The 25,419-nt window shown below is 63.7% G+C and carries 17 protein-coding genes; 13 read left to right on the forward strand and 4 right to left on the reverse strand.

Features of this window, described 5'->3' with window-relative positions; genetic code table 11:
* Both cysN and cysQ read left to right on the forward strand, forming a co-directional pair.
* On the forward strand, window positions 1-1,938 hold the full coding sequence (gene cysN / locus NKJ80_RS24500) for a sulfate adenylyltransferase subunit CysN (RefSeq protein WP_023670718.1): 1,938 nt from the start codon (window positions 1-3) through the stop codon (window positions 1,936-1,938).
* Window positions 1,939-1,948: 10 nt separating this feature from the next.
* The gene (gene cysQ / locus NKJ80_RS24505) at window positions 1,949-2,737 is read left to right on the forward strand and encodes a 3'(2'),5'-bisphosphate nucleotidase CysQ (RefSeq protein ID WP_031196090.1); all 789 of its coding nucleotides are present in this window, start codon (window positions 1,949-1,951) and stop codon (window positions 2,735-2,737) included.
* Between the two features lies 1 nt (window position 2,738).
* On the opposite strand, the gene NKJ80_RS24510 is transcribed toward cysQ, so the two are convergent.
* From NKJ80_RS24510 to NKJ80_RS24525, 4 genes are all read right to left on the reverse strand, one after another.
* Window positions 2,739-3,881 (reverse strand): DegT/DnrJ/EryC1/StrS family aminotransferase, encoded by a 1,143-nt coding sequence (locus tag NKJ80_RS24510; protein WP_023684583.1) that lies wholly within the window; start codon window positions 3,879-3,881, stop codon window positions 2,739-2,741.
* 298 nt (window positions 3,882-4,179) lie between these two features.
* Window positions 4,180-5,103 carry a carbohydrate kinase family protein gene (locus NKJ80_RS24515; RefSeq protein WP_023684582.1) on the reverse strand — a complete coding sequence of 308 codons (924 nt, stop codon included), beginning with the start codon at window positions 5,101-5,103 and terminating at the stop codon, window positions 4,180-4,182.
* Complete coding sequence (locus NKJ80_RS24520; RefSeq protein WP_352498448.1) at window positions 5,100-5,546, reverse strand: RbsD/FucU family protein; 447 nt, start codon at window positions 5,544-5,546, stop codon at window positions 5,100-5,102. Before NKJ80_RS24520 ends, NKJ80_RS24515 begins: the two co-directional genes overlap by 4 nt.
* A complete protein-coding gene (locus NKJ80_RS24525; protein WP_023702241.1) occupies window positions 5,547-6,773 on the reverse strand; it encodes an ROK family transcriptional regulator in 1,227 nt (408 codons plus the stop codon). It lies immediately after the preceding gene.
* A gap of 264 nt (window positions 6,774-7,037) precedes the next feature.
* Between NKJ80_RS24525 and NKJ80_RS24530 the strand changes: the two genes are divergently transcribed.
* The 11 genes from NKJ80_RS24530 (at window position 7,038) to NKJ80_RS24580 (ending at window position 25,190) form a co-directional block, all read left to right on the forward strand.
* Window positions 7,038-8,015 carry a sugar ABC transporter substrate-binding protein gene (locus NKJ80_RS24530; protein ID WP_502902224.1) on the forward strand — a complete coding sequence of 326 codons (978 nt, stop codon included), beginning with the start codon at window positions 7,038-7,040 and terminating at the stop codon, window positions 8,013-8,015.
* 150 nt (window positions 8,016-8,165) lie between these two features.
* Window positions 8,166-9,227 carry an ABC transporter permease gene (locus tag NKJ80_RS24535; RefSeq protein ID WP_023670725.1) on the forward strand — a complete coding sequence of 354 codons (1,062 nt, stop codon included), beginning with the start codon at window positions 8,166-8,168 and terminating at the stop codon, window positions 9,225-9,227.
* Entirely contained in the window at window positions 9,224-10,006 is a 783-nt protein-coding gene (locus tag NKJ80_RS24540; RefSeq protein ID WP_023670726.1) for an ATP-binding cassette domain-containing protein, read from the forward strand. Before NKJ80_RS24535 ends, NKJ80_RS24540 begins: the two co-directional genes overlap by 4 nt.
* Before the next feature lie 140 nt (window positions 10,007-10,146).
* Window positions 10,147-12,609, forward strand: a complete 2,463-nt coding sequence (locus tag NKJ80_RS24545; protein ID WP_352498449.1) for a glycogen/starch/alpha-glucan phosphorylase — start codon at window positions 10,147-10,149, stop codon at window positions 12,607-12,609.
* 71 nt (window positions 12,610-12,680) lie between these two features.
* Complete coding sequence (gene glgB / locus NKJ80_RS24550; RefSeq protein WP_023735557.1) at window positions 12,681-14,894, forward strand: 1,4-alpha-glucan branching protein GlgB; 2,214 nt, start codon at window positions 12,681-12,683, stop codon at window positions 14,892-14,894.
* Window positions 14,895-14,978: 84 nt separating this feature from the next.
* Window positions 14,979-16,244, forward strand: coding sequence for a glucose-1-phosphate adenylyltransferase (gene glgC, locus NKJ80_RS24555; RefSeq protein ID WP_023670729.1), 1,266 nt, complete (start codon window positions 14,979-14,981; stop codon window positions 16,242-16,244).
* A 19-nt stretch (window positions 16,245-16,263) separates the two neighbouring features.
* Window positions 16,264-17,709 carry a glycogen synthase GlgA gene (glgA, locus tag NKJ80_RS24560; RefSeq protein WP_352498450.1) on the forward strand — a complete coding sequence of 482 codons (1,446 nt, stop codon included), beginning with the start codon at window positions 16,264-16,266 and terminating at the stop codon, window positions 17,707-17,709.
* Window positions 17,710-17,712: 3 nt separating this feature from the next.
* Window positions 17,713-19,341: an alpha-D-glucose phosphate-specific phosphoglucomutase gene (locus NKJ80_RS24565; RefSeq protein WP_352498451.1), complete on the forward strand. Its 1,629-nt coding sequence runs from the start codon at window positions 17,713-17,715 to the stop codon at window positions 19,339-19,341.
* A gap of 157 nt (window positions 19,342-19,498) precedes the next feature.
* The gene (gene glgX / locus NKJ80_RS24570) at window positions 19,499-21,499 is read left to right on the forward strand and encodes a glycogen debranching protein GlgX (RefSeq protein ID WP_352498452.1); all 2,001 of its coding nucleotides are present in this window, start codon (window positions 19,499-19,501) and stop codon (window positions 21,497-21,499) included.
* Complete coding sequence (bglA, locus tag NKJ80_RS24575; RefSeq protein ID WP_352498453.1) at window positions 21,499-23,148, forward strand: beta-galactosidase BglA; 1,650 nt, start codon at window positions 21,499-21,501, stop codon at window positions 23,146-23,148. The genes glgX and bglA overlap by 1 nt, the downstream gene beginning before the upstream one ends.
* 449 nt (window positions 23,149-23,597) lie before the next feature.
* A complete protein-coding gene (locus NKJ80_RS24580) occupies window positions 23,598-25,190 on the forward strand; it encodes a peptide ABC transporter substrate-binding protein (RefSeq protein ID WP_023670734.1) in 1,593 nt (530 codons plus the stop codon).
* Window positions 25,191-25,419: the final 229 nt, after the last annotated feature.

Raw genomic sequence — 25,419 nt, forward strand, 5'->3', positions numbered from 1 at the left:
ATGCGCCATATCCTGGCCAAGAGCCTCGCTCCCACCGACGGCGTGCGCGAATACATGGCGGCGCAGGAGAAGAAGTCGCTGCTGCGCTTCCTCACCTGCGGCTCGGTCGACGACGGCAAGTCGACGCTGATCGGCCGTCTTCTGTCCGACACAAAGCAGATCTTCGAGGACCAGCTCGCCGCACTCGAGCGCGATTCCCGCAAGCACGGCACCACTGGCGACGACATCGACTTCGCGCTTCTGGTCGACGGCCTCGAGGCCGAGCGCGAGCAAGGCATCACGATCGACGTCGCCTACCGCTTCTTCGCCACGCCCAAGCGCAAGTTCATCGTCGCCGACACCCCCGGCCATGAACAGTACACCCGCAACATGGCGACCGGCGCATCGACTGCCGATCTCGCCATCGTGCTGATCGATGCGCGCCAGGGTGTGCTGCGCCAGACCCGGCGCCACTCGATCATCGCTTCGCTGCTCGGCATCCGCCATATCGTGCTTGCCGTCAACAAGATCGACCTCGTCGATTTCGACCAGGCGGTGTTCGACCGTATCGTCGAGGATTACCGGCAGTTCTCGCACGAGCTCGGCTTCCAGACGATCGTGCCGATCCCGATGTCGGCCCGCTATGGCGACAATGTCACCAGCCGCTCCGGCAAGACGGCGTGGTATTCCGGCCCGTCGCTGATCGAGCATCTCGAAACCATATCGGTCGACGAGGCCGCTGTCGAACTGCCGTTCCGGTTTCCGGTGCAGTATGTCAACCGGCCCAATCTCGACTTCCGCGGCTTTGCCGGCACCATCGCGTCCGGCTCCGTCGCGCAGGGCGACGAGGTGGTGGTCGCCAAATCCGGCAAGGCCTCGCGGGTCAAGCGCATCGTCGCGCAAGGCGGCGATCTTGCCCAGGCGGTGGCCGGCCAGGCCATCACCCTTGTGCTCGATGACGAGGTCGAGGTCTCCAGAGGCAACATGCTGGTGTCGCCGGCGGCACGGCCGCAGGTCGCCGACCAGTTCGCCGCCAACATCGTCTGGTTCGACGAGGCAGCGCTGCTGCCGGGACGCTCCTATATACTGCGCACCGAGACCGACCAGACCAGCGCCACCGTCACCGACCTGAAATACCGCGTCAACGTCAACGACTTCGCTCGCGAGGCGGCGAAGTCGCTCGAGATGAACGAAGTCGGCATCTGCAATATCTCGACCCGGGCGCCGATCGCCTTCGACACCTTCGCCGACAACCGCGATACCGGCGCCTTCATCCTGATCGACCGCATCACCAATGCCACGGTCGGCGCCGGCATGATCCTGCATTCCTTGCGCCGCGCCGAAAACATCCATTGGCAGTCGCTCGATGTCGGCAAGCGCGGCCGCTCCGACCTCAAGAGCCAGCGCCCCGCCGTATTCTGGTTCACCGGTCTTTCCGGCTCGGGCAAGTCGACCATCGCCAATCTGCTTGAGAAGAAGCTGTTCGCTTCGGGGCGTCACACCTACATTCTCGACGGCGACAATGTCCGCCACGGCCTCAACCGCGATCTCGGCTTCACCGACGCCGATCGGGTCGAAAACATCCGCCGTGTCGCCGAAGTGGCAAAGCTGATGGCCGATGCCGGGCTGATCGTCATCGTCTCCTTCATTTCCCCCTTCAGCGCCGAGCGGCGCATGGCCAGGGAGCTGATGGCCGACGGCGAGTTCGTCGAAGTGTTCGTCGATACGCCGTTCGAGGAATGCGCCCGACGCGACCCGAAAGGCCTTTACGCACGGGCGCTGAATGGCGAGATCAAGAACTTCACCGGCGTCGATTCCCCGTATGAAGCTCCCGAAAATCCCGAAATCCATCTCAAGACACTCGGCAAGACGGCCGAGGAGATGGTAGAGGCTCTGGAACACTGGCTGAATGAGCGCGACATTGCCGAAGACCAATATGACAGCGGCGGCGGCATCTGACGACGAAGTGATGCTCGACGTGTTCGAGCGCCTGGCGCTCGAAGCCGGACGCGAGGTGATGCGGGTCTTCAAGGCCGGCTGCGCGGTCGACAGCAAGTCGGACTCCTCGCCGGTCACGGAAGCCGACCGCGAGAGCGAGACGATCATCCTCGCCGGCCTGCGTGCGGCCTATCCCGATATTCCCTGCGTGGCCGAGGAAGAGGTCGCCGAAGGCATTGTGCCGCCCGATCTGGATGGCGCCTTCTTCCTGATCGATCCGCTCGATGGAACGAAGGAATTCGTCAACCGCCGGACCGATTTCACCGTCAACATCGCGCTTGTCCGGCACGGCGTGCCGGAGATCGGCGTCGTCTTCGCACCGTGCAGCGGGCGGTTCTTCTCTGGACGGCCGGGCTGGGCCGAAGCAATCGAGGTCGATGGCGACTTCCGTATCGTCGGCCGCCGGCGGATTTCGGTTAGGAGGGCGGTCACGCCGCTGGCGGTCGTTGCCAGCCGCTCGCACAACACCCCGGAGACCGAAGCCTTCATCAAGGATCTCGGCGCCGCCGAGATCGTCTCGGTCGGCTCATCGCTGAAATTCTGCCTGCTCGCCGCAGCCGAAGCCGACATCTATCCGCGCTTCGGCCGCACCATGGAATGGGACACGGCGGCCGGCGACGCCGTACTGCGCGCCGCCGGCGGCATGACGCGCACGCTGGACGGCGAGCCGCTCACCTATGGCAAGCGCAAACAGAGCGACGACGAGGATTTCGCCAACCCGCATTTTATTGCGAGCGGGAAGGCGGCGGACGCGGCGTAACTTACGCCGCCGCTACATGCGCCGAGTTCGAGCCAATGTAGTTGCGGATCGTCTCGATGATGCGGTCCTGGTCGGCTTCGCTGAGATAGGGATGCATCGGCAGGCACAGGATGCGCTTCGGCAGTTCCTCCGAAACCGCAAGCCCGGTCGGCGTGCGCGGATAGTCGCGATAGGCGACCTGCTCGTGCAGCGGCTTCACATAATAGATCACCGAAGGGATGCCCTTTTCGCCGAGATGCGCCCTCAACCCGTCGCGCTTCGGCGTCTCGATGGCGTATTGCGCCCAGGCCGAGCGGCCACCGCCCAGATTGCGTGACGCCTTGACGATGTCGCCGAGACCTTCGGCGTAGCGCTTGGCCACCACCTGGCGGGCGACCATCTCGTCTTCGAGGATGGCGAGTTTCTCGATCAGGATCGCCGCCTGGATGGTGTCGAGGCGTGAATTGATGCCGACGCGGACATTGTCATACTGCGTCCCGCCCTTACCGTGGAACGCAAACGAGCGCAGCTGGTCGGCCAGCGCGTCGTCATTGGTGAACATCGCGCCGCCATCGCCGTAGCAGCCCAGCGGCTTGGCCGGATAAAAGCTGGTCGAGCCGACATGGCCGAAGGCGCCGCACATTGTGCCGTCGGCCGAACCGCCGATCGACTGCGCCGCATCCTCGATCACCAGCAGCCCTTCGCGCCTGGCAATCGCCATGATCGCCTCGTAGTTGGCGGCAAGCCCAAACAAGTCGACGGGAATGATCGCCTTCGGCTTCAGCCGGCCTTCCTTCTTGATCATGGCGATCGCCGCCTCGAGGCTGGCGATGTCGATGTTGTAGGTCTCGGCCTCGACATCGACGAACACTGGTTCGGCCTTGGCAAGCGCCACCACTTCCGCCGTCGCGGCAAAGGTGAAGCTCGGCACGAACACCGCGTCGCCGGGGCCGATACCGGCGGCAAACAGCGGCAACAGCAGCGCGTCGGTGCCGTTGGCGCAGGCCACGACATGCTTGGTGCCGATATAGGCTGCGAGCTTGTTTTCGAATTCGGTGACTTGCGGTCCGAGGATATAGCGGCCTTCCTCGACGACATTGTCGATCGCGGCCTTCAGCCGGTCGCGGATACGTTCGCGCTGCGCGCCAAGATCGATGAACTGCATGTCGGCCTCAAAAACGGTGTGGTGCGGGCTGCCCCGGGGACAATGACACGCACAGAAACAACAACTTAACCGGGCCGCTGGTACCAGAGTTGGGCCGGTCTAGAAAGCCGGACCGGCCGCGGGACGGGTTGTCTAGGTGTCGCAGCCTGTTACTTCAGGCTTTCCCTGCATTGCCGCAAGATGCCGGAAATCCGGGCTTCGCCGCCTATTAATCCGGCTAATTCAGTGCGTCTTTCCGGCTCGCGGAAACATAAAGTGATCGGCTGCTTGCAGCGGCTGGCGGCGGACTAAGCGTGGATCAGGCGATTTCGTGCCGCCAGGGCGGGTTGGCGCCGGCCCGCGACACGGTCACCGCCGCCGCTTTGGCGCCGAGCGCCAGCGCCTGACGGATGGCGTCCTCCGAAAGGCCGCCGATCCCGGCCTTGGTGAGCAGGCCTTGCTCGTGCAGCGAGGCCAGAATGCCGGCATTGAAAGTGTCGCCGGCGCCGACCGTGTCGACCACCTCCACCTTATGCGGCATCACCGTGACCTTGTGTTCCCTGCTGTAGCCGACGGCACCTTCGCTGCCGTGGGTAACGACGATCAGCTTCGGGCCGCGATCCAGCCAGTTGCGGATGACGTCCTCATGCGAGCCGGCCTCGCCGAACCAGTGCAGATCCTCATCCGATAGCTTCACGATGTCGGCCATCGCCATCATCGAGCGGATGCGCCGGAGGTGCTTGGCTTTGTCGGGGATGAAGTTCGGCCGGATGTTGGGGTCGAGCATCATGACGCGGCGTTCGTGCTCGCGTTTCATGAATTCTTCGTAGGCAGCACCCGCCGGGTCCGAAATCAGGCTGATGGCGCCAAACAGCATGGCTTCGATCTCGGCGCCCAGTTTCGGCAGATCCTCTGTCGTCAGCATGCGCCCGGCGGTGTTTTCGTCGTAGAAAGTGTAGGTCGCCTGGCCGTTGGTGAGCCGCACGAAGGCGAGCGTGGTCGGGCGAGGGGAGGTGTGCGCATAGGTGGAGCTGACCTTGCTTGCGCCGAGCGCCTCGCGGAACTGGCCGCCGAACAGATCCGACGACAGGCCGGAAAAGAAGCCGGCGGGCGCGCCGAGGCGGCCAAGCGCGATCGCCGTGTTGAACACCGCGCCGCCGACATAGGGCGCAAAGGCCGGCTCGCCCTGTGTCGTGGTGCGCGGCAGCATGTCGATCAGGGCTTCGCCGCAGCAGAGGATCATGATTTCTTGTTCTCCGGCGGATAGATCACGCCCTTGCGGATGATGATGTTGGCATAGAGCCGGGGTTCGCTGGTGGCGACGATCGCATATGCCGACCGGACGCGTGCATAGAAGTCGGCGCCCGCCAGCGCAACCACCTTGCGGCTCGGCGCGCGCCTGGTGCAGATCGCCTCGATCTCGAGGTGGACCGGATCTGCAACCGAGGGATCGCCTTTGACCGAGGCACGAAACAGCGCTTCCGGCACGAAATCATCCACCGGCAGAACGCTCAAAATGGCGTCAAGCACCGGTATGAGGTGAAGACCGTCGGCGCGGATCAGCCGGTTTGCCTGCTCCTCCGCTGGGTAGTTGCCGTCGACAAGCGCGATCTCGTCGCCATGGCCCATGGCGCGCAATGTCGCCAGAAGCTCCGGACCGAGCAGCGACGGAATACCGATCAGCATTCAGATGCTCCTGGAAATCGTGGTCGAACCGATGAGGAAGCGTTCGGACAGCGGCAGGCTGGCGCCGCCCAGCGCGCGGGCATGGATGCCGACGGTGCCTTCGCGCACCACCGGAAGCTTCAGCCCTTCGCCATCGATCGTACCGATCGCCTGCCTGATCGCATCGACGAGCCGGCGCCGGACAGCGAGCGGCATCCAGCCGTCGATCACCGCGGCCTCGAAATCGATCACCGAGGACGCCGATACGATGGCATAGGCCAGCGCCTGAGCGGCATTGGCGATCCAGTCGTCGAGCTCGTGACCGATCTCGCCCCAATCCTCAGGCGACGTCCACAGATGCGAAGCCTCGACGCCGCGTGCGTTAAGCGCCTTTTCCAGCATGGCGATCGAGGCGACGTCGATGAGCTGCGTCGGCTTGCCGTCCGGCCCCGGCACCGGCATAGAACCCAGCGCCCCGGCATTTCCGGTTGGCCCGCCGAACAGCCGGCCGTTGAGCACGATGCCGCCGCCGGCAAAGGCGCCGATATAGAAATAGACGAAGTCGCGCGCCCCGCCGGTCTGGCCGAACACCAGTTCGGCGCCGCAGGCGGAGGTGGCGTCATTCTGCAGATAGACCGGGAATTCGCACTGCGCCTGGATGTCGGCACGGATGTCGCGATGGCGCCATTCGTCCATGATGTCGCGCGGCGCGCCGGCGGTGTCGGCCCAGTTCCACAGTTCGAACGGCATGGCGATGCCGAGCCCGGCAATGCGCTTGTCCTGCGCAGGTGTCAGTTCGGCGCGCATCGTCTTCATGCCTTCGGTGACGAACTCAACCGTCTCGCGCGGCGCCGGATAGCGGTAGGAGTGCTGCAGCATGGAACGCACAGTTCCGAGGAAATCGATCAGCACCAGTTCGGCGCTGCGGCGGCCGATCTTGAGGCCGATGAAGAAGGCGCCTTCGGGGTTCAGCGCCATCGGGATGGAGGGCTGGCCGATCTTGCCGCGCAACGGCGCCTGGCGCAGCAGCAGGCTGTCTTCCTCCAGTTCGCGCATGATGACCGAGACGGTCTGCGCTGAAAGCCCGGTCATGCGCGCAATGTCTGATTTGGCCAAGCTGCCGTGCTGGCGAACCAACGACAGCACCAGCCGCTCATTGTGGTCGCGCATGCCGCTCTGGTTGGTGCCACGGTGGAGACGGCTGGCGGCCGCCTCGGGCGAACCGTGCCTCGCAATGCCGGTCTCCACCCTTGTTCCTTCCCTTGGTTTATTCTTACTGCTTTTGCGGCAGAATGAGTGAACCGCGCAAAGCTGTCAATAATAAATAAGAGTGATTTAATTATTGACAGGCGGCTCCCGCTGGTGTCATTTGAGGGCGCGTCCACACTGGGAGAACTTCAGTGGATGCGCTCGAGATGCCGGTTGGCGGCATCCGCATGGTTCCATGGGAGGAAGATCGTGACCAAAGCTTTATTGAAGTCCACCGTGTTCGCCGCGGCGGGCCTCGGCCTGATGGCGTTTGCTTCGACAGCATCGGCCGCCGGCGTCGGCGCCTGCCTGATCACCAAGACCGACACCAACCCCTTCTTCGTCAAGATGAAGGAGGGCGCGACCGCCAAGGCCAAGGAACTTGGCGTCGACCTCAAGACCTATGCCGGCAAGATCGACGGCGATAGCGAGAGCCAGGTGGCGGCGATCGAAAGCTGCATCGCCGACGGCGCCAAGGGCATCCTGATCACTGCGTCCGACACCAAGGGCATTGTGCCGACGGTGAAGAAGGCGCGTGACGCCGGCCTGCTGGTGATCGCGCTCGATACCCCGCTGGACCCGATCGATGCCGCCGACGCGACCTTCGCGACGGACAATCTGGAAGCCGGCAAGCTGATCGGCGCCTGGGCAGCCGCGACCCTCGGCGACAAGGCCAAGGACGCCAAGATCGGTTTCCTCGACCTGACCCCCTCACAGCCGACCGTGGATGTGCTGCGCGACCAGGGCTTCATGATGGGCTTCGGCATCGACGTGAAGGATCCCAACAAGATCGGCGATGAGGACGATGCCCGCATCGTCGGCCACGACGTCACCAACGGCAATGAAGAAGGCGGCCGCAAGGCGATGGAAAACCTTCTGCAGAAGGACAACTCCATCACCGTCATCCACACCATCAACGAGCCCGCCGCTGTCGGCGCCTACCAGGCGCTCAAGGCGGTCGGTCTCGAAAGCCAGGTGCTGATCGTCTCGGTCGATGGCGGCTGCCCCGGCGTGAAGTCGGTGACCGAAGGCGTCATTGGCGCCACCTCGCAGCAATACCCGCTGCAGATGGCGGCACTCGGCATCGAGGCGATCGCCGCCTTCGCCAAGGACGGCGCCAAGCCGAAGCCGACCGAAGGCAAGAACTTCTTCGACACCGGCGTCAACCTCGTCACCGACAAGCCGGCCAAAGGCGTGAAGTCGATCGACACCAAGGAAGGCCTCGCCAAGTGCTGGGGCTGATGGCTGTCTGACAGCCAGCGACAAGCTGACGGCCGGGGGCTTGATCCCCGGCCGCTTCGGGTGGACGATGCGTCACGCGAATAATCCCGGCAGCAGACCGGACAGGCGCGAGCGGGTCTCGGCATGGAGCTGAAGCCCAGGGGAGGAAACATGGCTCAAGCACAGGAATTCGAGAAGGTTCTCTCGAGCAGCGACACAAGCGTTGCCGCCTTTGACGAGCACAAATCGGCCGTCAAGCGCATCCAGCATTTCCTGCACTCCACGCCGGCGGCGGTGCCGCTGATTGTGCTGGTCCTGTCGATCGTAATTTTCGGCATCGCCATTGGCGGGCGTTTCTTCTCATCCTATACGCTGACGCTGATCCTGCAGCAGATCGCCATCGTCGGCATCCTCGGTGCCGCGCAGACACTGGTCATCCTGACCGCCGGCATCGACCTGTCGATCGGCGTGATCATGGTGATTTCAGCCGTGATCATGGGCAATTGCGCGGTCAGCTACGGCATGCCGGCCGTGCTCGCAGTGCCCATCGGGCTTGCCGCCGGCGCAGCCTGCGGCCTGCTCAACGGTTTGCTGGTCGCCTACATGAAGCTGCCGCCGTTCATCGTCACGCTCGGCACCTGGAACATCGTCATGGCGACGAACTTCATCTATTCGGCCAACGAGACGATCCGCGATACCGATGTCGACGCCCAGGCGCCGCTGCTGCATCTCTTTGCCCTGAGTTTCAAGATCGGCACGGCGGTGCTGACACTGGGCGTCATCGCCACGGTCGTGCTCGTTTTGATCCTCTGGTACGTGCTCAATCACACCGCCTGGGGCCGCCATGTCTACGCCGTTGGCGATGATCAGGAGGCGGCGAAGCTGTCTGGTATCCAGACCAAGAAAGTGTTGATGACGGTCTACACCCTTGCCGGGTTGATCGCCGCTTTCGCTGCCTGGGTTTCCATCGGCCGCAACGGCTCGATCTCGCCGTCAGCGGCCGTCACCGACTACAACCTGCAGGCGATAACCGCGACGGTGATCGGCGGCATTTCACTGTTCGGCGGGCGCGGCTCAATTCTGGGCACCCTTTTCGGCGCGATGATCGTCGGCGTCGTCTCGATGGGCCTCAACATGCTGGGCGCCGATCCACAATGGAAGGTGCTGCTCACCGGTGTGCTGATCATCGGCGCCGTGGCGATCGACCAATGGATCAGAAAGGTTTCGGCATGACCGTGGAACCCATCCTCACCGCGCGCGGCCTGATCAAGCGCTATGGCCGTGTCACCGCCCTCGACAATGCCGACTTCGACCTCTACCCCGGCGAAATCCTGGCCGTCATCGGAGACAATGGCGCCGGCAAATCATCGCTGATCAAGGCGATTTCCGGCGCCGCCGTGCCCGACGAAGGCGAGATCCGACTCGAAGGCAAAGCTGTCGCTTTTAAATCGCCCATGGAGGCGCGCGAGGCGGGCATCGAGACGGTCTACCAAAACCTGGCTTTGTCGCCGGCCCTGTCGATCGCCGACAACATGTTCCTCGGCCGCGAGATCCGCAAACCCGGCTTCCTCGGCGACTGGCTTCGCATGCTGGACCGGCCGGCAATGGAAAAGCGCGCCCGCGACAAGCTGACCGAGCTTGGCCTGATGACCATCCAGAACATCAGCCAGGCGGTGGAAACGCTGTCGGGCGGCCAGCGTCAGGGCGTGGCGGTGGCGCGCGCCGCCGCTTTCGGCAGCCGCGTGGTGATCATGGACGAGCCGACCGCGGCACTCGGCGTCAAGGAGAGCCGCCGCGTGCTGGAACTGATCCTCGATGTCAAGAAAAGAGGCCTGCCGATCGTGCTGATCTCGCACAACATGCCGCATGTCTTCGAAGTGGCCGACCGTATCCATATCCATCGGCTGGGACGTCGCCTCTGCGTCATCGATCCCAAGCAATATACCATGTCCGACGCCGTCGCCTTCATGACGGGAGCGAAGGTTCCGCCGGAGGCTGCACTCGCTGCCTGATCCGCTCGACGGATAAATTGCCGCAGGGGAACTGGCGGCATGCTGGTCTAAATCGATTGAACGTATGTTGCGATGCACTAGGATAGGCTGGGACTGAGAGCGAAAGCCGGTATGATCGCAGCACGATCACGAGAGGCAGTATGACGCGAACAATGACAGCCAAAGCCCCCGATCTCGAAATACCCGATCCCAAGACGCTGGCCGACGAAGTCTTGCTGGCTCTCAAATACCGGGTCGGCAAAGGCACGTCCGTTGCTACGCAATATGATTGGCTGACCGCCTCGATCAAGGTCGTGCGCGACCGCATCGTCGATCACTGGATGCAGGCGACGCAGGAGGCCTACGCCCAGCAGGAAAAGCGCGTCTATTACCTGTCGCTCGAATTCCTCATCGGCCGGCTTATGCGCGATGCCTTCTCCAATCTCGGCCTGATGGACAATATGCGAGAAGCGCTCAAGTCGCTGGGCGTCGACCTCGACCTCATCGCCGGGCTCGAACCGGATGCAGCGCTCGGCAATGGCGGTCTCGGCCGGCTCGCCGCCTGCTTCATGGAAAGCATGGCGACCGTCGACATTCCCGCGCATGGCTACGGCATTCGCTACGCCAACGGCATGTTCCGCCAGGAGATCCATGACGGCTGGCAGGTCGAACTGCCCGAAACCTGGCTCGACCACGGCAACCCCTGGGAGTTCGAGCGCCGCGAACGCGCCTTCGAAGTCGGCTTCGGCGGCTCGGTGGAATCGATTACTTCCAAGGATGGCCGGCTCGAACGTCACGTCTGGAAGCCGACCGAGCATGTCCAGGCCGTCGCCTACGACACCCCGGTGGTCGGCTGGCGCGCCAACCGCGTCAACACGCTGCGGCTTTGGTCCGGCATGCCGGTCGATCCGATCCTGCTCGACAAGTTCAACGCCGGCGACCACATCGGCGCGCTGGCCGAAAGCAACAAGGCCGATGCCTTGTCGCGCGTGCTTTACCCCGCCGATTCCCACAAGGCCGGCCAGGAACTGCGGCTGCGGCAGGAATATTTCTTCTCCACCGCGTCGCTGCAGGACATCGTCCAGCGCCATCTCAGCCAGTATGGCGATCTCGCCTCGCTCCCCGACAAGGCGGCGATCCACCTCAACGACACCCATCCGGCGATCGCCGTGCCCGAGCTGATGCGCCTGCTGATGGACGTCCACGGCATGGATTTCGACCAGGCCTGGGACATCACCAAGCGCACCTTCGGCTACACCAACCACACGCTGCTGCCAGAGGCGCTGGAAAGCTGGCCGGTGCCGCTGTTCGAACGGCTTTTGCCGCGCCACATGCAGATCGTCTACGCCATCAATGCGCAGGTTTTGCTTGAGGCCCGCGCCACCAACCAGTTCTCAAACGAGCAGATCAGCCGCATCTCGCTGATCCAGGAAAATGGCGACCGCCGCGTGCGCATGGGTAACCTGGCCTTTGTCGGCTCGCACTCGATCAATGGCGTGTCGGCGTTGCACACCGAGCTGATGAAGGAGACGGTGTTTGCCGATCTCCACAAGCTCTATCCCGGCCGCATCAACAACAAGACCAACGGCATCACGCCACGGCGCTGGCTGATCCAGTGCAATCCAGGCCTCACCGCGCTCGCCCGCGCGGCGATCGGGGACCGTTTCCTCGACGACATCGACGCCATCAAGGGGCTCGAAGCCTTTGCCGGTGACGCCGCCTTCCGCGACAAGTTCGCCGCCGTCAAGCGCTCCAACAAGATCAAGCTCGCCAATCTGGTCGCCGACCGGCTCGGCATCAAGCTCGACCCGTCGGCGCTGTTCGACATCCAGGTCAAGCGCATCCACGAATACAAGCGCCAGCTGCTCAACATCCTGGAAGCGATCGCGCTCTACGACCAGATCCGCTCGCATCCCGAGCAGGACTGGATGCCGCGCGTCAAATTCTTCGGCGGCAAGGCGGCGCCCAGCTACCACAATGCCAAGCTGATCATCAAACTGGCCAACGACGTCGCCAAGGTCATCAACAGCGACCCGTCGGTGCGCGGGCTGCTGAAAGTGGTGTTCGTGCCGAACTACAATGTCAGCCTGGCCGAGGTGATGATGCCGGCCGCCGACCTGTCCGAGCAGATTTCGACTGCCGGCATGGAGGCGTCGGGCACCGGCAACATGAAGTTCGCGCTGAACGGCGCCTTGACCATCGGCACGCTCGACGGCGCCAATGTCGAGATCAAGGAATGCGTCGGCGACGACAACATCTTCATCTTCGGCCTGAGCACGGCGGAAGTCGCCGAGCGGCGCAGCAATGGCTACAACCCGCGCGCCGTGATCGAGGGCTCCCCTGAATTGGCGCAGGCTGTTGCCGCAGTATCGTCGGGCGTGTTCTCGCCCGACCAGCCGGATCGCTACCGCGAGCTGGTCGACGGTCTTTACAACAGCGACTGGTTCATGGTGGCGGCGGATTTCGACGCCTATGCCGCCGCCCAGCGCGATGTCGACGCCGTCTGGCGCAACAGCCCCGATTGGTACGCGCGCGCTATCCGCAACGTTGCCCGCGTCGGCTGGTTCTCTTCCGATCGCACGATCCGCCAATATGCGAAAGAAATCTGGAACGTGCCCGCCTGATATGATTGCATGAGGCCACGAGCAACGGGTCTTGTGCACAAGAACTGGTTCCCAGGGAGGGACACCGCCTGATGAAGAAACCGCGCGCGACCGCGACGACGAGCGGGTCGGACGGGCTGGCGTCAGCCGGCGATGTCGCCGCAATTGTTGCAGGCACGCATGGCGATCCTTTTGCAATCCTGGGCGTGCATGATGCCGGCAAGAGCCTGGTTGCCCGCTGCTTCGTCCCCAATGCCGAGTTCGTCACCGCATACACGCTGGCCGGCAAGAACGCCGGCGAACTCACGCGGCGCGACGACGCCGGTTTCTTCGAAGGCAGACTGTCGATCAAGAAGCGCCAGCCGCTGCGGTATCACGCCAAAAATGCCGGCGGCGACTGGTGGCTGACCGATCCCTATTCCTTCGGCCCGGTACTCGGCCCGATGGATGATTATTACATCGCCCAAGGGTCGCATCTCAGGCTGTTCGACAAGCTCGGCGCCCATCTCCTCGACCATGAAGGCGCGTCGGGCGTCCATTTCGCGGTCTGGGCGCCCAATGCAAGGCGCGTCTCCGTGGTCGGCGACTTCAACGAATGGGACGGCCGCCGCCATACGATGCGCGACCGCCGCGACACCGGCATCTGGGAGCTGTTCATTCCCGATATCGGCGCCGGCCACCCCTATAAATACGAGATCATTGCCCCGGACGGCGTGCGCCTGCCGCTCAAGGCCGATCCGTTCGCCTTCAAGTCGGAATTGCGCCCGGCCACAGCCTCAGTGACGGCGGTGCCGCCGGCGCATGAATGGGGCGACGAGGCGCATCGCAATTACTGGCGAAAGGCCGATCCCCGGCGCGAAGCCATATCGATCTACGAGGTCCATGCCGGTTCGTGGCAGCAGCACGATGATGGCAGCTTCCTGTCATGGGACGAACTCGCCAACCAGCTGATCCCCTATGCTGTCGAGACCGGCTTCACCCACATCGAGTTCCTGCCGATCTCCGAACATCCCTATGACCCGTCATGGGGTTATCAGACAACCGGACTTTATGCCCCCTCGGCGCGCTTCGGCGACCCCGACGGCTTCGCCCGTTTCGTCGACGGTGCGCACCGCGCCGGCGTCGGCGTCATCCTCGACTGGGTGCCGGCGCATTTCCCGGTCGACGCGCATGGCCTGGCCAATTTCGACGGCACAGCACTTTATGAGCATGCCGACCCGCGCAAGGGTTTTCATCCCGACTGGAACACCGCGATCTACAATTTCGGCCGCCGCGAGGTGGTGTCGTTCCTGGTCAACAATGCGCTGTTCTGGGCCGAGAAATACCATGTCGACGGTTTGCGCGTGGATGCAGTGGCCTCGATGCTCTACCTCGATTATTCGCGCAAGGCCGGCGAATGGATCCCCAACGAGAAGGGCGGCCGCGAAAACCTCGAAGCGGTGTCCTTCCTGCAGAAGATGAACAAGGAGGTCTACGGCCACCATCCCGGCGTGATGACCATCGCCGAGGAATCGACCTCATGGCCGAAGGTCTCGGCGCCGGTGCATGAAGGCGGGCTGGGCTTCGGCTTCAAATGGAACATGGGCTTCATGCACGACACGCTGGAGTATTTCGCCAAGGAGCCGATCTTCCGCAAGCACCACCACAACGACCTGACGTTCGGATTGACCTACGCTTTCTCCGAGAATTTCGTGCTGCCGCTGTCCCATGACGAGGTCGTGCACGGCAAGGGCACGCTGCTCGGCAAGATGGCCGGCGACGACTGGCAGAAGTTCGCGACTTTGCGCGCCTTTTACGCCTTCATGTGGGGGTATCCCGGCAAGAAGCTGTTGTTCATGGGCCAGGAATTCGCCCAGCGCCGCGAGTGGAGCGAGGCGCGCGCGCTCGACTGGAACCTGCTCGACTTCCACCCGCATCGCGGCGTCTGGCAGACGGTGCGCGACCTCAACTATCTCTATCGCTCGCGCCCAGCGCTGCATGCACGCGACTGCGAGCCGGACGGCTTCTCCTGGCTGATCGTCGACGACAAGGAAAATTCGGTCTTCGCCTGGCTGCGCAGCGCGCCCGGCGGCAACCCGATCGCCGTCATTTCCAACTTCACGCCAGTGCCGCGCGACAATTATCGCGTGCCATTGCCCAAGGTCGGCAAATGGCGCGAAATCATCAACACCGACGCTTCGGACTACGGTGGTTCGGGCAAGGGCAATGGCGGTGTGGTCGAAGCCAGGGCGGAAGGAGGAGGCATTTCGGCAACGATGCTTTTGCCGCCGCTGTCGACGATCATGCTTGAACTCGTTGCGGACTAGGTCCGTCAACTCGTTTCGGATTAGGTCCGTCGACTCGTTGCGGACCGGGCGATGCTCCAGACTGGTAATTTGGGAGGGTAAAAAATGGCAGACTTGAAGAGAACCCAGCCGCTGGCGCGCGATGCCATGGCCTATGTGCTGGCCGGCGGCCGCGGCAGCCGGCTCAAGGAATTGACCGACCGCCGCGCCAAGCCGGCTGTCTATTTCGGCGGCAAGACGCGCATCATCGATTTCGCGCTGTCCAATGCGCTGAATTCCGGCATTCGCCGCCTCGGTGTCGCCACCCAGTACAAGGCGCATTCGCTGATCCGCCACCTGCAGCGCGGCTGGAACTTCCTGCGCCCGGAGCGAAACGAAAGCTTCGACATCCTCCCGGCCTCCCAGCGTGTCTCGGAAACCCAGTGGTATGAAGGCACCGCCGACGCCGTCTACCAGAACATCGACATCATCGAGGCCTATGGGCCCGAATACATGGTCATCCTGGCCGGCGACCATATCTACAAGATGGACTACGAGTTGATGCTGCGCCAGCACGTCGATGCCAATGCCGACGTCACCGTCGGTTGCCTCGAAGTGCCGCGCATGGAAGCGACCGGCTTCGGTGTCATGCATGTCGACGGCAAGGACAACATCATCGCCTTCGTCGAAAAGCCCGCCGACCCGCCCGGCATTCCCGACAAGCCGGAATTCGCGCTGGCCTCCATGGGCATCTATGTCTTCAAGACCAAGTTCCTGATGGAACAGCTGCGCCGCGATGCGGCCGAGCCAGGCTCCAGCCGCGACTTCGGCAAGGACATCATCCCCTACATCGTCCAGCACGGTAAGGCGATCGCGCATCGCTTCGCCAAATCCTGCGTGCGCTCGACGGCCGAGAACGAGGCCTATTGGCGCGATGTCGGCACGGTCGACGCCTACTGGGAAGCCAATATCGACCTGACCGACATTACCCCCGAACTCGACCTCTACGACCGTGACTGGCCGATCTGGACCTATGCCGAATTGAAGCCGCCGGCAAAGTTCGTGCATGACGAGGATGGCCGGCGCGGTTCGGCCGTGTCCTCGCTGGTCTCAGGCGATTGCATCGTCTCGGGTGCTTCGCTGAAGCGCAGCCTGATCTTCACCGGCGCACGCATCAACTCCTATTCGACGCTGGAAGAGGTCGTCATGCTGCCCGACGTTCATGTCGGCCGGAACGCAAAGTTGAAGCGCGTCGTCATCGACCACGGTGTAAGGATACCGGAAGGGCTGGTGGTTGGCGAAGACCCTGTTCTCGACGCCAAGCGTTTCCGGGTTTCGGAAAAGGGCATCTGCCTGGTCACGCAGGACATGATCGACAAGCTGAAGCTGTAAGACGGGATACCATAGACGCATGCAGGTTCTGTCGGTCACGCCCGAAATATTCCCGCTGGTCAAGACCGGCGGACTTGCCGATGTGACCGGCGCATTGCCGATCGCGCTGGCCGCCAAGGGCGTGACCATGCGCACGCTCATCCCTGGCTTTCCCCAGGTGATGGACGCCTTCAAGAAAAAGAAAGCCGTCTACCAATATCCGCTGCTGCAGGGCGGCAAGGCTTCGGTCCATGCCGTCAAGATCGCCGGGCTCGACCTGTTCGTGCTCGACGCGCCGCATCTCTACGACCGTCCGGGCGGCCCCTACGGCAATGCGGCGGGCGCCGATTGGCCCGACAATTGGCGGCGTTTTGCTGCGCTGAGCCAGGTCGGTGGCGATATCGCCGGCGGCGCCATTTCCGGCTACCAGCCGGATCTCGTCCACGCCCATGACTGGCAGTCGGCGATGACGCTGGCCTATATGCGCTACGGCAAGGCGGTCGGCGTGCCGTCGCTGATCACGGTTCACAACCTTGCCTTCCAGGGTCAGTTCGGCGCCGGCATTTTTGGCGAGCTCGGCTTGCCGGCCGCGGCGATGGCGCTCGACGGCGTAGAATATTATGGCGGCGTCGGCTTCCTCAAGGCCGGCCTGCAGGCGGCCTGGGCGATCACCACGGTGAGCCCCACCTATGCCCAGGAAATCCGCTCGCCGGAATTCGGCATGGGCCTCGACGGCCTGATCAACATGCGCTCTTCCGACCTCTACGGCATCGTCAACGGCATCGACACCGACATCTGGAACCCGGAGACCGACAAGCATCTGGTGTCGGCCTACTCCGCCGCGACGCTCAAGGCTCGGCTTCCCAACCGGGCGGTTGTCGAGGACCGCTTCAGCCTCGAGCGCGACGACAGTCCGATCGTCTGCGTCGTCAGCCGGCTGACCTGGCAGAAGGGCATGGACATACTGGCGGCTGTGGTCGACGGCGTCGTCGCCACCGGCGCGCGGCTGGCGATCCTCGGCTCAGGCGACGCCGGCCTGGAAGGCGCGCTGCTGGCTGCCACCGCCCGCCATCGCGGCCGTGTCGGCGTCGTCGTCGGCTATGACGAGGGGCTTTCCCACACCATGCAGGGCGGCTGCGACGCCATCGTCATCCCGTCGCGCTTCGAGCCTTGCGGGCTGACCCAGCTTTACGGCCTACGCTATGGCTGCGTGCCGGTCGTCGCCCGCACCGGCGGCCTTGCCGACACCATCATCGACGCCAATGAAGCAGCGATCTCGGCCGGTGTCGCCACCGGCTTCCAGTTCGCGCCCAATAGTGGCGGCGCCATGCTGCACGCCATCCGCCGGCTGGTCGATGCGCATTCGAGCCCGGCCGTCTGGGAACAGATCCAGCGCCAGGGCATGAAGGCCGATGTCTCCTGGGACAAGAGCGCCGACAAATACGTTGAACTCTACCGCCTGCTGCTTTCGAAAAGGGTTGCCTGAAGCATGATCCGGACCGTCGCCACCAAACCCTATCTCGACCAGAAACCCGGCACGTCCGGCCTGCGCAAGAAGGTGCCTGTCTTTCAGCAGGAGCACTATGCCGAGAACTTCATCCAGTCGATCTTCGACGCGCTGGAGGGCTTTGAGGGCAAGACGCTGGTGATCGGCGGCGACGGCCGCTTCTACAACCGCGAGGTCATCCAGAAGGCCATCGCCATGGCGGCGGCCAACGGCTTCGGCAAGGTGATGGTCGGGCAGGGCGGCATATTGTCGACGCCGGCGGCGTCGCATGTCATCCGCAAATACAAGACCTTCGGCGGCATCATCCTGTCGGCCAGTCACAATCCGGGCGGCCCGCACGAGGATTTCGGCATCAAGTACAATGCCGGCAATGGCGGCCCGGCGCCGGAAAAGCTGACCGACGCGATCTTCGAAAAGACCAAGACGATTTCGAGCTTTCGGACGGCCGGCATCGACCAGATCGACATCGACAAGATCGGCACGGTGACCGCCGGCGGCATGGCGGTCGAGATTATCGACCCGGTCACCGACTATGCCGAATTGATGGAGAGCCTGTTCGACTTCGACGCCATCCGCGCCAATTTCAAATACGGCTTCCGCATGCGCTTCGACGCCATGCATGCGGTCACCGGCCCGTATGCCAAGGAAATTCTCGAGCGCCGGCTCGGCGCGGAGAATGGCACCTGCCGCAACTACAAGCCGCTGCCGGATTTTGGCGGCCATCACCCGGATCCGAACCTGGTCCACGCCAAGCATCTCTATGACGAGATGATGGGACCGGATGCGCCCGATTTCGGGGCGGCTTCCGACGGCGACGGTGACCGCAATCTCATCATCGGCAAGGGCATTTTCGTCACCCCGTCGGATTCGGTGGCCATGCTTGCCGCCAATGCGCAGTTGGCGCCCGGCTACAAGGACGGCCTCAAAGGCATCGCCCGCTCGATGCCGACCAGCGGCGCGGCCGACCGCGTCGCCGAAAAGCTCGGCATCGGCATCTACGAAACGCCGACCGGTTGGAAGTTCTTCGGCAATCTGCTCGATGCCGGCATGGCAACGATCTGCGGCGAGGAAAGCGCCGGCACGGGCTCGAACCATGTCCGTGAAAAGGACGGGCTGTGGGCGGTGCTGTTGTGGCTGAACATCCTGGCCGTGCGCGGCGAAAGCTGCAAGGACGTCGTCACCGAACATTGGGCGACCTACGGCCGCAATTACTATTCACGTCATGACTATGAGGAGGTCGAAACCGAGCGCGCCAACGCCTTGGTCGACGAGTTGCGCGCCAAGCTCGCTTCGCTGCCCGGCACCAGCGTGCGCGGACTGAAGATCGCCAATGCTGACGACTTCGCCTATCACGATCCCGTCGACGGTTCGGTGAGCAAGAACCAGGGCATCCGCATCCTGTTCGAAGGCGGCTCGCGTGTCGTGTTTCGTTTGTCCGGCACCGGCACGTCGGGTGCTACGCTGCGCGTCTACATCGAGCGCTACGAGCCGGACAGAGCGCGGCATGATCTCGACACGCAAGAGGCGCTCGCTGACCTGATCGCGGCTGCCGATGATATCGCCGGGATCAAGAGCCACACCGGGCGCAACAAGCCGAGCGTGATTACTTGAGGGTGGTGACGTCTTTACCCTCCCCCTTGTGGGGAGGGTCGATCCGCGCAGCGGATCGGGTTGGGGGTGCTCGTAAAGCGCTTTCCCCGCGCCGACCCCCACCCCGCTCACTTGGTTCGCGACCCTCCCCACAAGGGGGAGGGTGGAGGATGCGCCGATGACCCAACTCGGCGCAAAGGTCACTCCCGAAGGCATCCGTTTTGCCGCCTGGTCGTCCTCGGCGCGGCGGCTCTGGGTGTCGATCTTCGACGACACCGGCGCCCGCGAAATCGACCGGCTCGAACTCCAGCCGGAAAGCGAAGGCGTCCATGCGCTGTTCGTCGCCGGCCTTGCCGCGGGTACGCGCTACGGCTTTCGCGCCGACGGCGAATATGCGCCGGAGCGCGGGCTGTGGTTCGATCCCGACAAGCTGCTCACCGATCCCTACGCCGTCGAGATCGACCGGCCCTACCAGCATCATTGGCGGCTTGCCGCCCGGCGCAACGAAGGCGCCGACACCGCGCCACTGATGCCGAAGACCATCGCGCGGGCTCAACCGAAGCCGCTGCCGGCCAAGCCGCCTTTGTTCCAGCCAGGCGGCCTGATCTACGAACTCAACGTCCGCTCCTTCACCAGGCTGCATCCGGACGTACCGGAAGCGCAGCGCGGCACCATTGCAGCCCTTGCCCATCCGGCTATCGTCGAACATCTCAAGAAGATCGGCGTCTCCGCCGTTGAGCTAATGCCCGTGACGGCATGGGTCGATGAGCGCCATTTGCCGCCGCTGGGCCTCAGCAATGCCTGGGGCTACAACCCAGTCACCTTCATGGCGCTCGACCCGCGCCTGGCGCCCGGCGGCATCGCCGAGTTGCGCGATACTGTGGGGGTGCTGCGCAGGGCTGGCATTGGCACCATCCTCGATCTCGTCTTCAATCATACCGGCGAAAGTGACCGGCTCGGGCCGACGCTGTCGCTGCGCGGCCTCGACAATCAAGCCTACTACCGCAGCGAGCCGGACGGCAGGTTGGCCAACGACACCGGCACCGGCAACACGGTCGCCTGCGATCATCCGGTCGTTCGCGGCATGGTGCTCGACACGCTGCGCCATTTCGTCCGCCATGCCGGCGTCGACGGTTTCCGCTTCGACCTGGCGCCGGTCCTCGGTCGCGTCGATGGCGCATTCGATCCGGCAGCCCCGTTGCTCGAAACCATCGCAACCGATCCCATCCTTGCCGACAGGGTGCTGATCGCCGAGCCCTGGGACATCGGCCCGAATGGCTATCAGCTCGGCAATTTCCGGCCGCCTTACCTCGAATGGAACGACCGCTACCGCGACGACGTCAGGCGCTTCTGGCGCGGCGATGCCGGCACGGTCGGTGCGCTGGCGACAAGGCTCGCCGGCTCCTCCGATGTGTTCGGCAGGGAGGGCCAATCCGCCAGCCGCACGGTCAACTTCATCGCCGCGCACGATGGCATGACGCTGGCCGATATCGTCGCTTATGAAGCCAAGCACAACCAAGCCAATGGCGAGAAGAACCGCGACGGCCACAATGAGAACCTGTCCTGGAACAACGGCGTCGAGGGCGAAACCTCGGACAAGGCGATTGCCGAGGCCCGTTCCCATGATCGCTTCGCGCTGCTCGCCACTCTGTTTGCCTCGCGCGGCACCATCATGCTGACGGCGGGCGATGAATTCGGCCGCACGCAAGGGGGCAACAACAACGCCTATGCGCAGGACAACGCCATCACCTGGCTCGACTGGGCCGGGCGCGACGTCGGGCTGGAAGCCCATGTGTCCGCGCTCGCAGCTCTGCGCGGCGCGGTGCGGGCGCTTTCCGATACGCGCTTCCTGACCGGAGAGCCGCCGGCCGGTTCTGAAACGCCCGACGTCGCCTGGCTGACCGAGACCGGCGCGCCGCTCAGCGAAGCCGACTGGAACGATGGCTCCCGCCATCGCCTCGTCATGCTGCTCGGCGATGGCGGGGAAGGCCGCCTGGCTGTGATCGTCAATGGCGATCGCCGTCAATGCGTCTTCACGCTGCCCGCGCGGCAAGGGTTTGAATGGCAGCCGGCTGTTGAAGCGCAAGCGGTCGACCTCGCGTGGCCGCTGCCCGGCCGCAGTGTCAGTTTCATGATCGAGCGCCGGACCGCAAAGGCCCGCGCCAGGAAGGGTCCGTGATGGCCGACGACAATGCCCAGCCGGGACCCGAACAGAGCGCCGACTGGTGGCGCGGCTGCGTCATCTACCAGATCTATCCTCGCTCCTTCCAGGACACCACCGGCGACGGCAGCGGCGACCTCTCAGGCATCACCTCACGGCTGGCGCACGTCGCCTCGCTCGGCGTCGACGCCGTCTGGCTGTCGCCCTTCTTCCAATCGCCAATGGCCGATATGGGCTACGACGTCTCCGACTATCAGGCGGTCGATCCGATGTTCGGCACGCTCGACGACTTTGACGCGCTGGTTGCCGAGGCGCACAGGCTCGGCCTGAAGGTGATCATCGATCAGGTGTTGTCGCACTCCTCCGACAAGCACGAATGGTTTGTAGAGAGCCGTGCCAGCAAGGATAATCCCAAGGCTGACTGGTATGTCTGGGCCGACACCAGGCCGGACGGCAGCGCGCCCAACAACTGGCTGTCGGTCTTCGGCGGCCCGGCCTGGGAGTGGGACGCGACCCGCCGGCAATACTACATGCACAATTTCCTCGCCTCGCAGCCGGACCTCAACTTCCACAATCCTGAGGTTCAAGACGCGTTGTTGCAGACGGTGCGGTTCTGGCTCGAGCGCGGCGTCGACGGCTTCCGCCTGGATACGGTCAACTACTATGTCCACGACCGCTGGCTGCGCAGCAATCCGCCGCTGGCGTCGAGCGTCGCCGGCACCAATGGCGAAACCAACACCTATCTCTTCCAGGAGCATCTGTTCGACAAGACGCAACCGGAAAACCTCGGTTTCCTCAGGCGCTTCCGCGCTTTGCTCGACGAATATGACGGCCGCGCCAGTGTCGGCGAGGTCGGCGACGAAGGCCGTTCGCTGCAGACGCTGGCCGCCTACACATCCGGCGGCGACAAGCTCAACATGTGCTACACCTTCGCCCTGCTCGGTCAGCAATTCTCAGCCGCCCATGTGCGCGGCTGCGTCGAGGCCTTCGAGGCAGCTGTCGCCGACGGCTGGGTCTGCTGGGCGTTCTCCAACCACGATGTCGTGCGCCATGTCAGCCGCTGGACGCGGCCGGGCGGCGATCCAGATGCGGTGGCGACATTCGCTATCGCTTTGCTCTCCTGCCTGCGGGGCTCGATCTGTCTCTACCAAGGCGAAGAGCTTGGGCTGGAGGAGGCGGAACTGACCTTCGAGGATCTGCGCGATCCCGTCGGCATCCGTTTCTGGCCGGGGGTAAAGGGCAGGGACGGCTGCCGCACACCGATGGTCTGGGAAATCGGCGCCGACAATGCCGGTTTTTCCTCGGGAAAACCCTGGCTGCCGGTGCCGGAAAGCCACCGCGCTCGGGCGGTCGATATCCAGAACGCCGACGACAAGTCCGTGCTCGCCGGCTACCGGACGATGCTCGCCTTGCGCAAGGCGCATCTGGCGCTGGTCAAGGGCCCGATCCGCTTTCTCGATACCGACGGCGATGTCCTTGCCTTCATCCGGCAGGGCGAGGACGAGATATTGCTCTGCGTCTTCAATTTCGCCGACAAGCCGGCCGACTGGCGGCTGCCGCCGGATCTCCAGCCTGTCGAGGCGATCGCTCTGGGTGGCGGTGCCGTCCTGCAAGAGGAGGGGCTGTTGCTGCCGGCCCTGGGCTGGTTTGTCGGCAAGGTTGGCTGATCTTTCAGGGACGCCGTCCGGCTTCAAAAAAGATCGAGTCCGCATGCAACCGTGCCGAGTGATCCGCGCAACGTCACCGGCGCCACGTTTTTCATTTTCGGGCTTCTTAGGTACTTTCGTTGAGCTTCGCCACGAACTGCATTCCTGGAATGTTTCCAGATGGTTGCGCTAATGACAACTGCTGAGGGCAAAATGCAAAATTGCAGGACAACCGCAAGCTGCACCCAATTGAACCTGGTAATATAGATTAGCTATGGCTGGTTTAGGGTGAGGATGCTCACTTAGCGTCAAGCAAGACTCGGTTGAAATAATATTTCCGTCTGTCTAGTCTCCTGCCACCAGCTGCCGGAACGGGAACCGGCGGCGCGCTCGAAGGGGCCAGAAATCGGTTCCGGGGCGTCAACACTCGTAAGGCGCAGCCGATGGGCAGCGCCACAGGGAGAGACTTCATGCTGAAAAATATGCTGAAGGCGACGCTTGTCGCCGCGACCATGACCTTTGCCGCAGGCACGTTCCTGACGCCGGCCCTTGCCGAGACCGTCTATAACAGAGGCAGCGCCGCCGAAGCGGAGACGGTCGATCCGCACAAGACCTCGACCGTCTACGAAGCCGATATCATACGCGACCTGTTCCAGGGACTGGTCATGCACGATCAGAAGACGAACCTCATCCCGGGCGCCGCCGAAAGCTGGACGGTATCGGATGACGGCACCGTCTACACCTTCAAGCTGCGCAAGGACGGCTTGTGGTCGGATGGCAGCCCGGTGACGGCTGACGATTTCGTCTATTCCTTCCGTAGGCTGGAGGATCCAGCGACCGCCGCCGAATACGCTTCCATGCTCTATCCCGTGAAGAACGCCGAGGAAGTCAACACCAAGAAAGGCAAGCCCGAGGACATGGGCGTCAAGGCGATCGACGCCAACACCCTGGAAGTGACGCTGAAGGCGCCGACGCCATACTTCCTGGAGATGCTGACCCACCAGGCTACCTACCCGGTCAACAAGGCCTCGATCGACAAGCTCGGCGCCGACTGGATCAAGGCGGGCAATCTCGTTTCGAACGGCGCCTATACATTGGCCGAGTGGATTCCCAACGACCACATGAAGCTGGTCAAGAATCCGAAATTCTGGGATGCCGCGACCGTCAAGATGGACGTCGTCAACTACATCCCGACCGAAGACCGCTCTTCGGCGATGAAGCGCTTCGAGGCAGGCGAACTCGACAGCTACGGCGACCTGCCGACCGAACAGCTCGCTGACCTCAAGACCAAGTTCGGCGATCAGGTCCGCGTCGGACCGTATCTCGGCACCTATTATTACGCGATCAAGACCGACAAGGCGCCCTGGGACAATGTCGAGCTGCGCAACGCCATCTCGATGGCTATCGACCGCGACTTCCTGGCCGAAAAGGTCTGGCAGAATTCCATGCTGCCTGGCTATTCGATGGTGCCTCCGGGCATCGCCGGCTACACGCCGGCAATGGCCAAATACGCCGACATGCCGCAGATCGACCGCGAGGACGCCGCCAAGAAGATCCTTGAGAAACTCGGCTATACGCCCGAGCATCCGCTGAAGATGGAGATCCGCTACAACACCTCGGAAAACCACAAGAACACCGCGGTTGCCATCCAGGAACAGTTGAAGCCGCTTGGCGTCGAGATCACGCTGCTCAACACCGATACCAAGACCCACTATTCCTTCCTCGAGCAGAAGGGCAACTACGACGTGGCGCGTGCCGCCTGGATCGCCGACTACAAGGATCCCGAGACCTTCCTCGGCATCACCCGCAAGGCCAGCGGCAACAACTATTCGAACTACGTCAGCCCGGCATATGAGGCGGCCATGGACAAGGCCGCGGCTGCCGGCGGCAAGCCGGAAGAGCGCATGAAGGACCTCACTGAGGCCGAGCGCATCCTTGTCGATGACGTCGGCAACATTCCGCTTCTCTACTACAGCTTCCACGATATCGTTTCCTCGAAGCTGCATGGCTTCGATGACAATGTGATGGACATCCATCCGTCCCGCTTCGTCTCCAAGGACTGATAATCATCCTTGACTGGACCGCCGCGCCCCCCATGGGGGCGGGGGGGGGGGGGGGGGGAGCCCCCCGGGGGGGGGGGGGGGGGGGGGGGGGGGGGGGGGGGGGCGGTGGGGGGGGGGGGGGGGGGGGGGGGGGGGGTCGGGGGGGGGGGGGGGGGGGTGGGGGGGGGGGGCGGGGGCGGGCGGGGGGGGCGGCGGGGGGGGGGGGGGGGGGGGGGGGGGGGGGCGCGGG

This window comes from Mesorhizobium sp. M0030, assembly GCF_040323695.1.
GTDB lineage: Bacteria > Pseudomonadota > Alphaproteobacteria > Rhizobiales > Rhizobiaceae > Mesorhizobium.

Coding starts and splice junctions, on each gene's coding strand:
- bglA (WP_352498453.1), top strand. CDS start 21,499: ATGGCCGACGACAATGCCCAGCCGGGACCCGAACAGAGCGCCGACTGG.
- NKJ80_RS24510 (WP_023684583.1), bottom strand. CDS start 3,881: ATGCAGTTCATCGATCTTGGCGCGCAGCGCGAACGTATCCGCGACCGG.
- glgC (WP_023670729.1), top strand. CDS start 14,979: ATGGCAGACTTGAAGAGAACCCAGCCGCTGGCGCGCGATGCCATGGCC.
- cysQ (WP_031196090.1), top strand. CDS start 1,949: ATGCTCGACGTGTTCGAGCGCCTGGCGCTCGAAGCCGGACGCGAGGTG.
- NKJ80_RS24535 (WP_023670725.1), top strand. CDS start 8,166: ATGGCTCAAGCACAGGAATTCGAGAAGGTTCTCTCGAGCAGCGACACA.
- NKJ80_RS24565 (WP_352498451.1), top strand. CDS start 17,713: ATGATCCGGACCGTCGCCACCAAACCCTATCTCGACCAGAAACCCGGC.
- glgB (WP_023735557.1), top strand. CDS start 12,681: ATGAAGAAACCGCGCGCGACCGCGACGACGAGCGGGTCGGACGGGCTG.
- NKJ80_RS24520 (WP_352498448.1), bottom strand. CDS start 5,546: ATGCTGATCGGTATTCCGTCGCTGCTCGGTCCGGAGCTTCTGGCGACA.
- NKJ80_RS24540 (WP_023670726.1), top strand. CDS start 9,224: ATGACCGTGGAACCCATCCTCACCGCGCGCGGCCTGATCAAGCGCTAT.
- NKJ80_RS24530 (WP_502902224.1), top strand. CDS start 7,038: ATGGCGTTTGCTTCGACAGCATCGGCCGCCGGCGTCGGCGCCTGCCTG.
- NKJ80_RS24545 (WP_352498449.1), top strand. CDS start 10,147: ATGACGCGAACAATGACAGCCAAAGCCCCCGATCTCGAAATACCCGAT.
- NKJ80_RS24515 (WP_023684582.1), bottom strand. CDS start 5,103: ATGATCCTCTGCTGCGGCGAAGCCCTGATCGACATGCTGCCGCGCACC.
- cysN (WP_023670718.1), top strand. CDS start 1: ATGCGCCATATCCTGGCCAAGAGCCTCGCTCCCACCGACGGCGTGCGC.
- glgX (WP_352498452.1), top strand. CDS start 19,499: ATGACCCAACTCGGCGCAAAGGTCACTCCCGAAGGCATCCGTTTTGCC.
- NKJ80_RS24580 (WP_023670734.1), top strand. CDS start 23,598: ATGCTGAAAAATATGCTGAAGGCGACGCTTGTCGCCGCGACCATGACC.
- glgA (WP_352498450.1), top strand. CDS start 16,264: ATGCAGGTTCTGTCGGTCACGCCCGAAATATTCCCGCTGGTCAAGACC.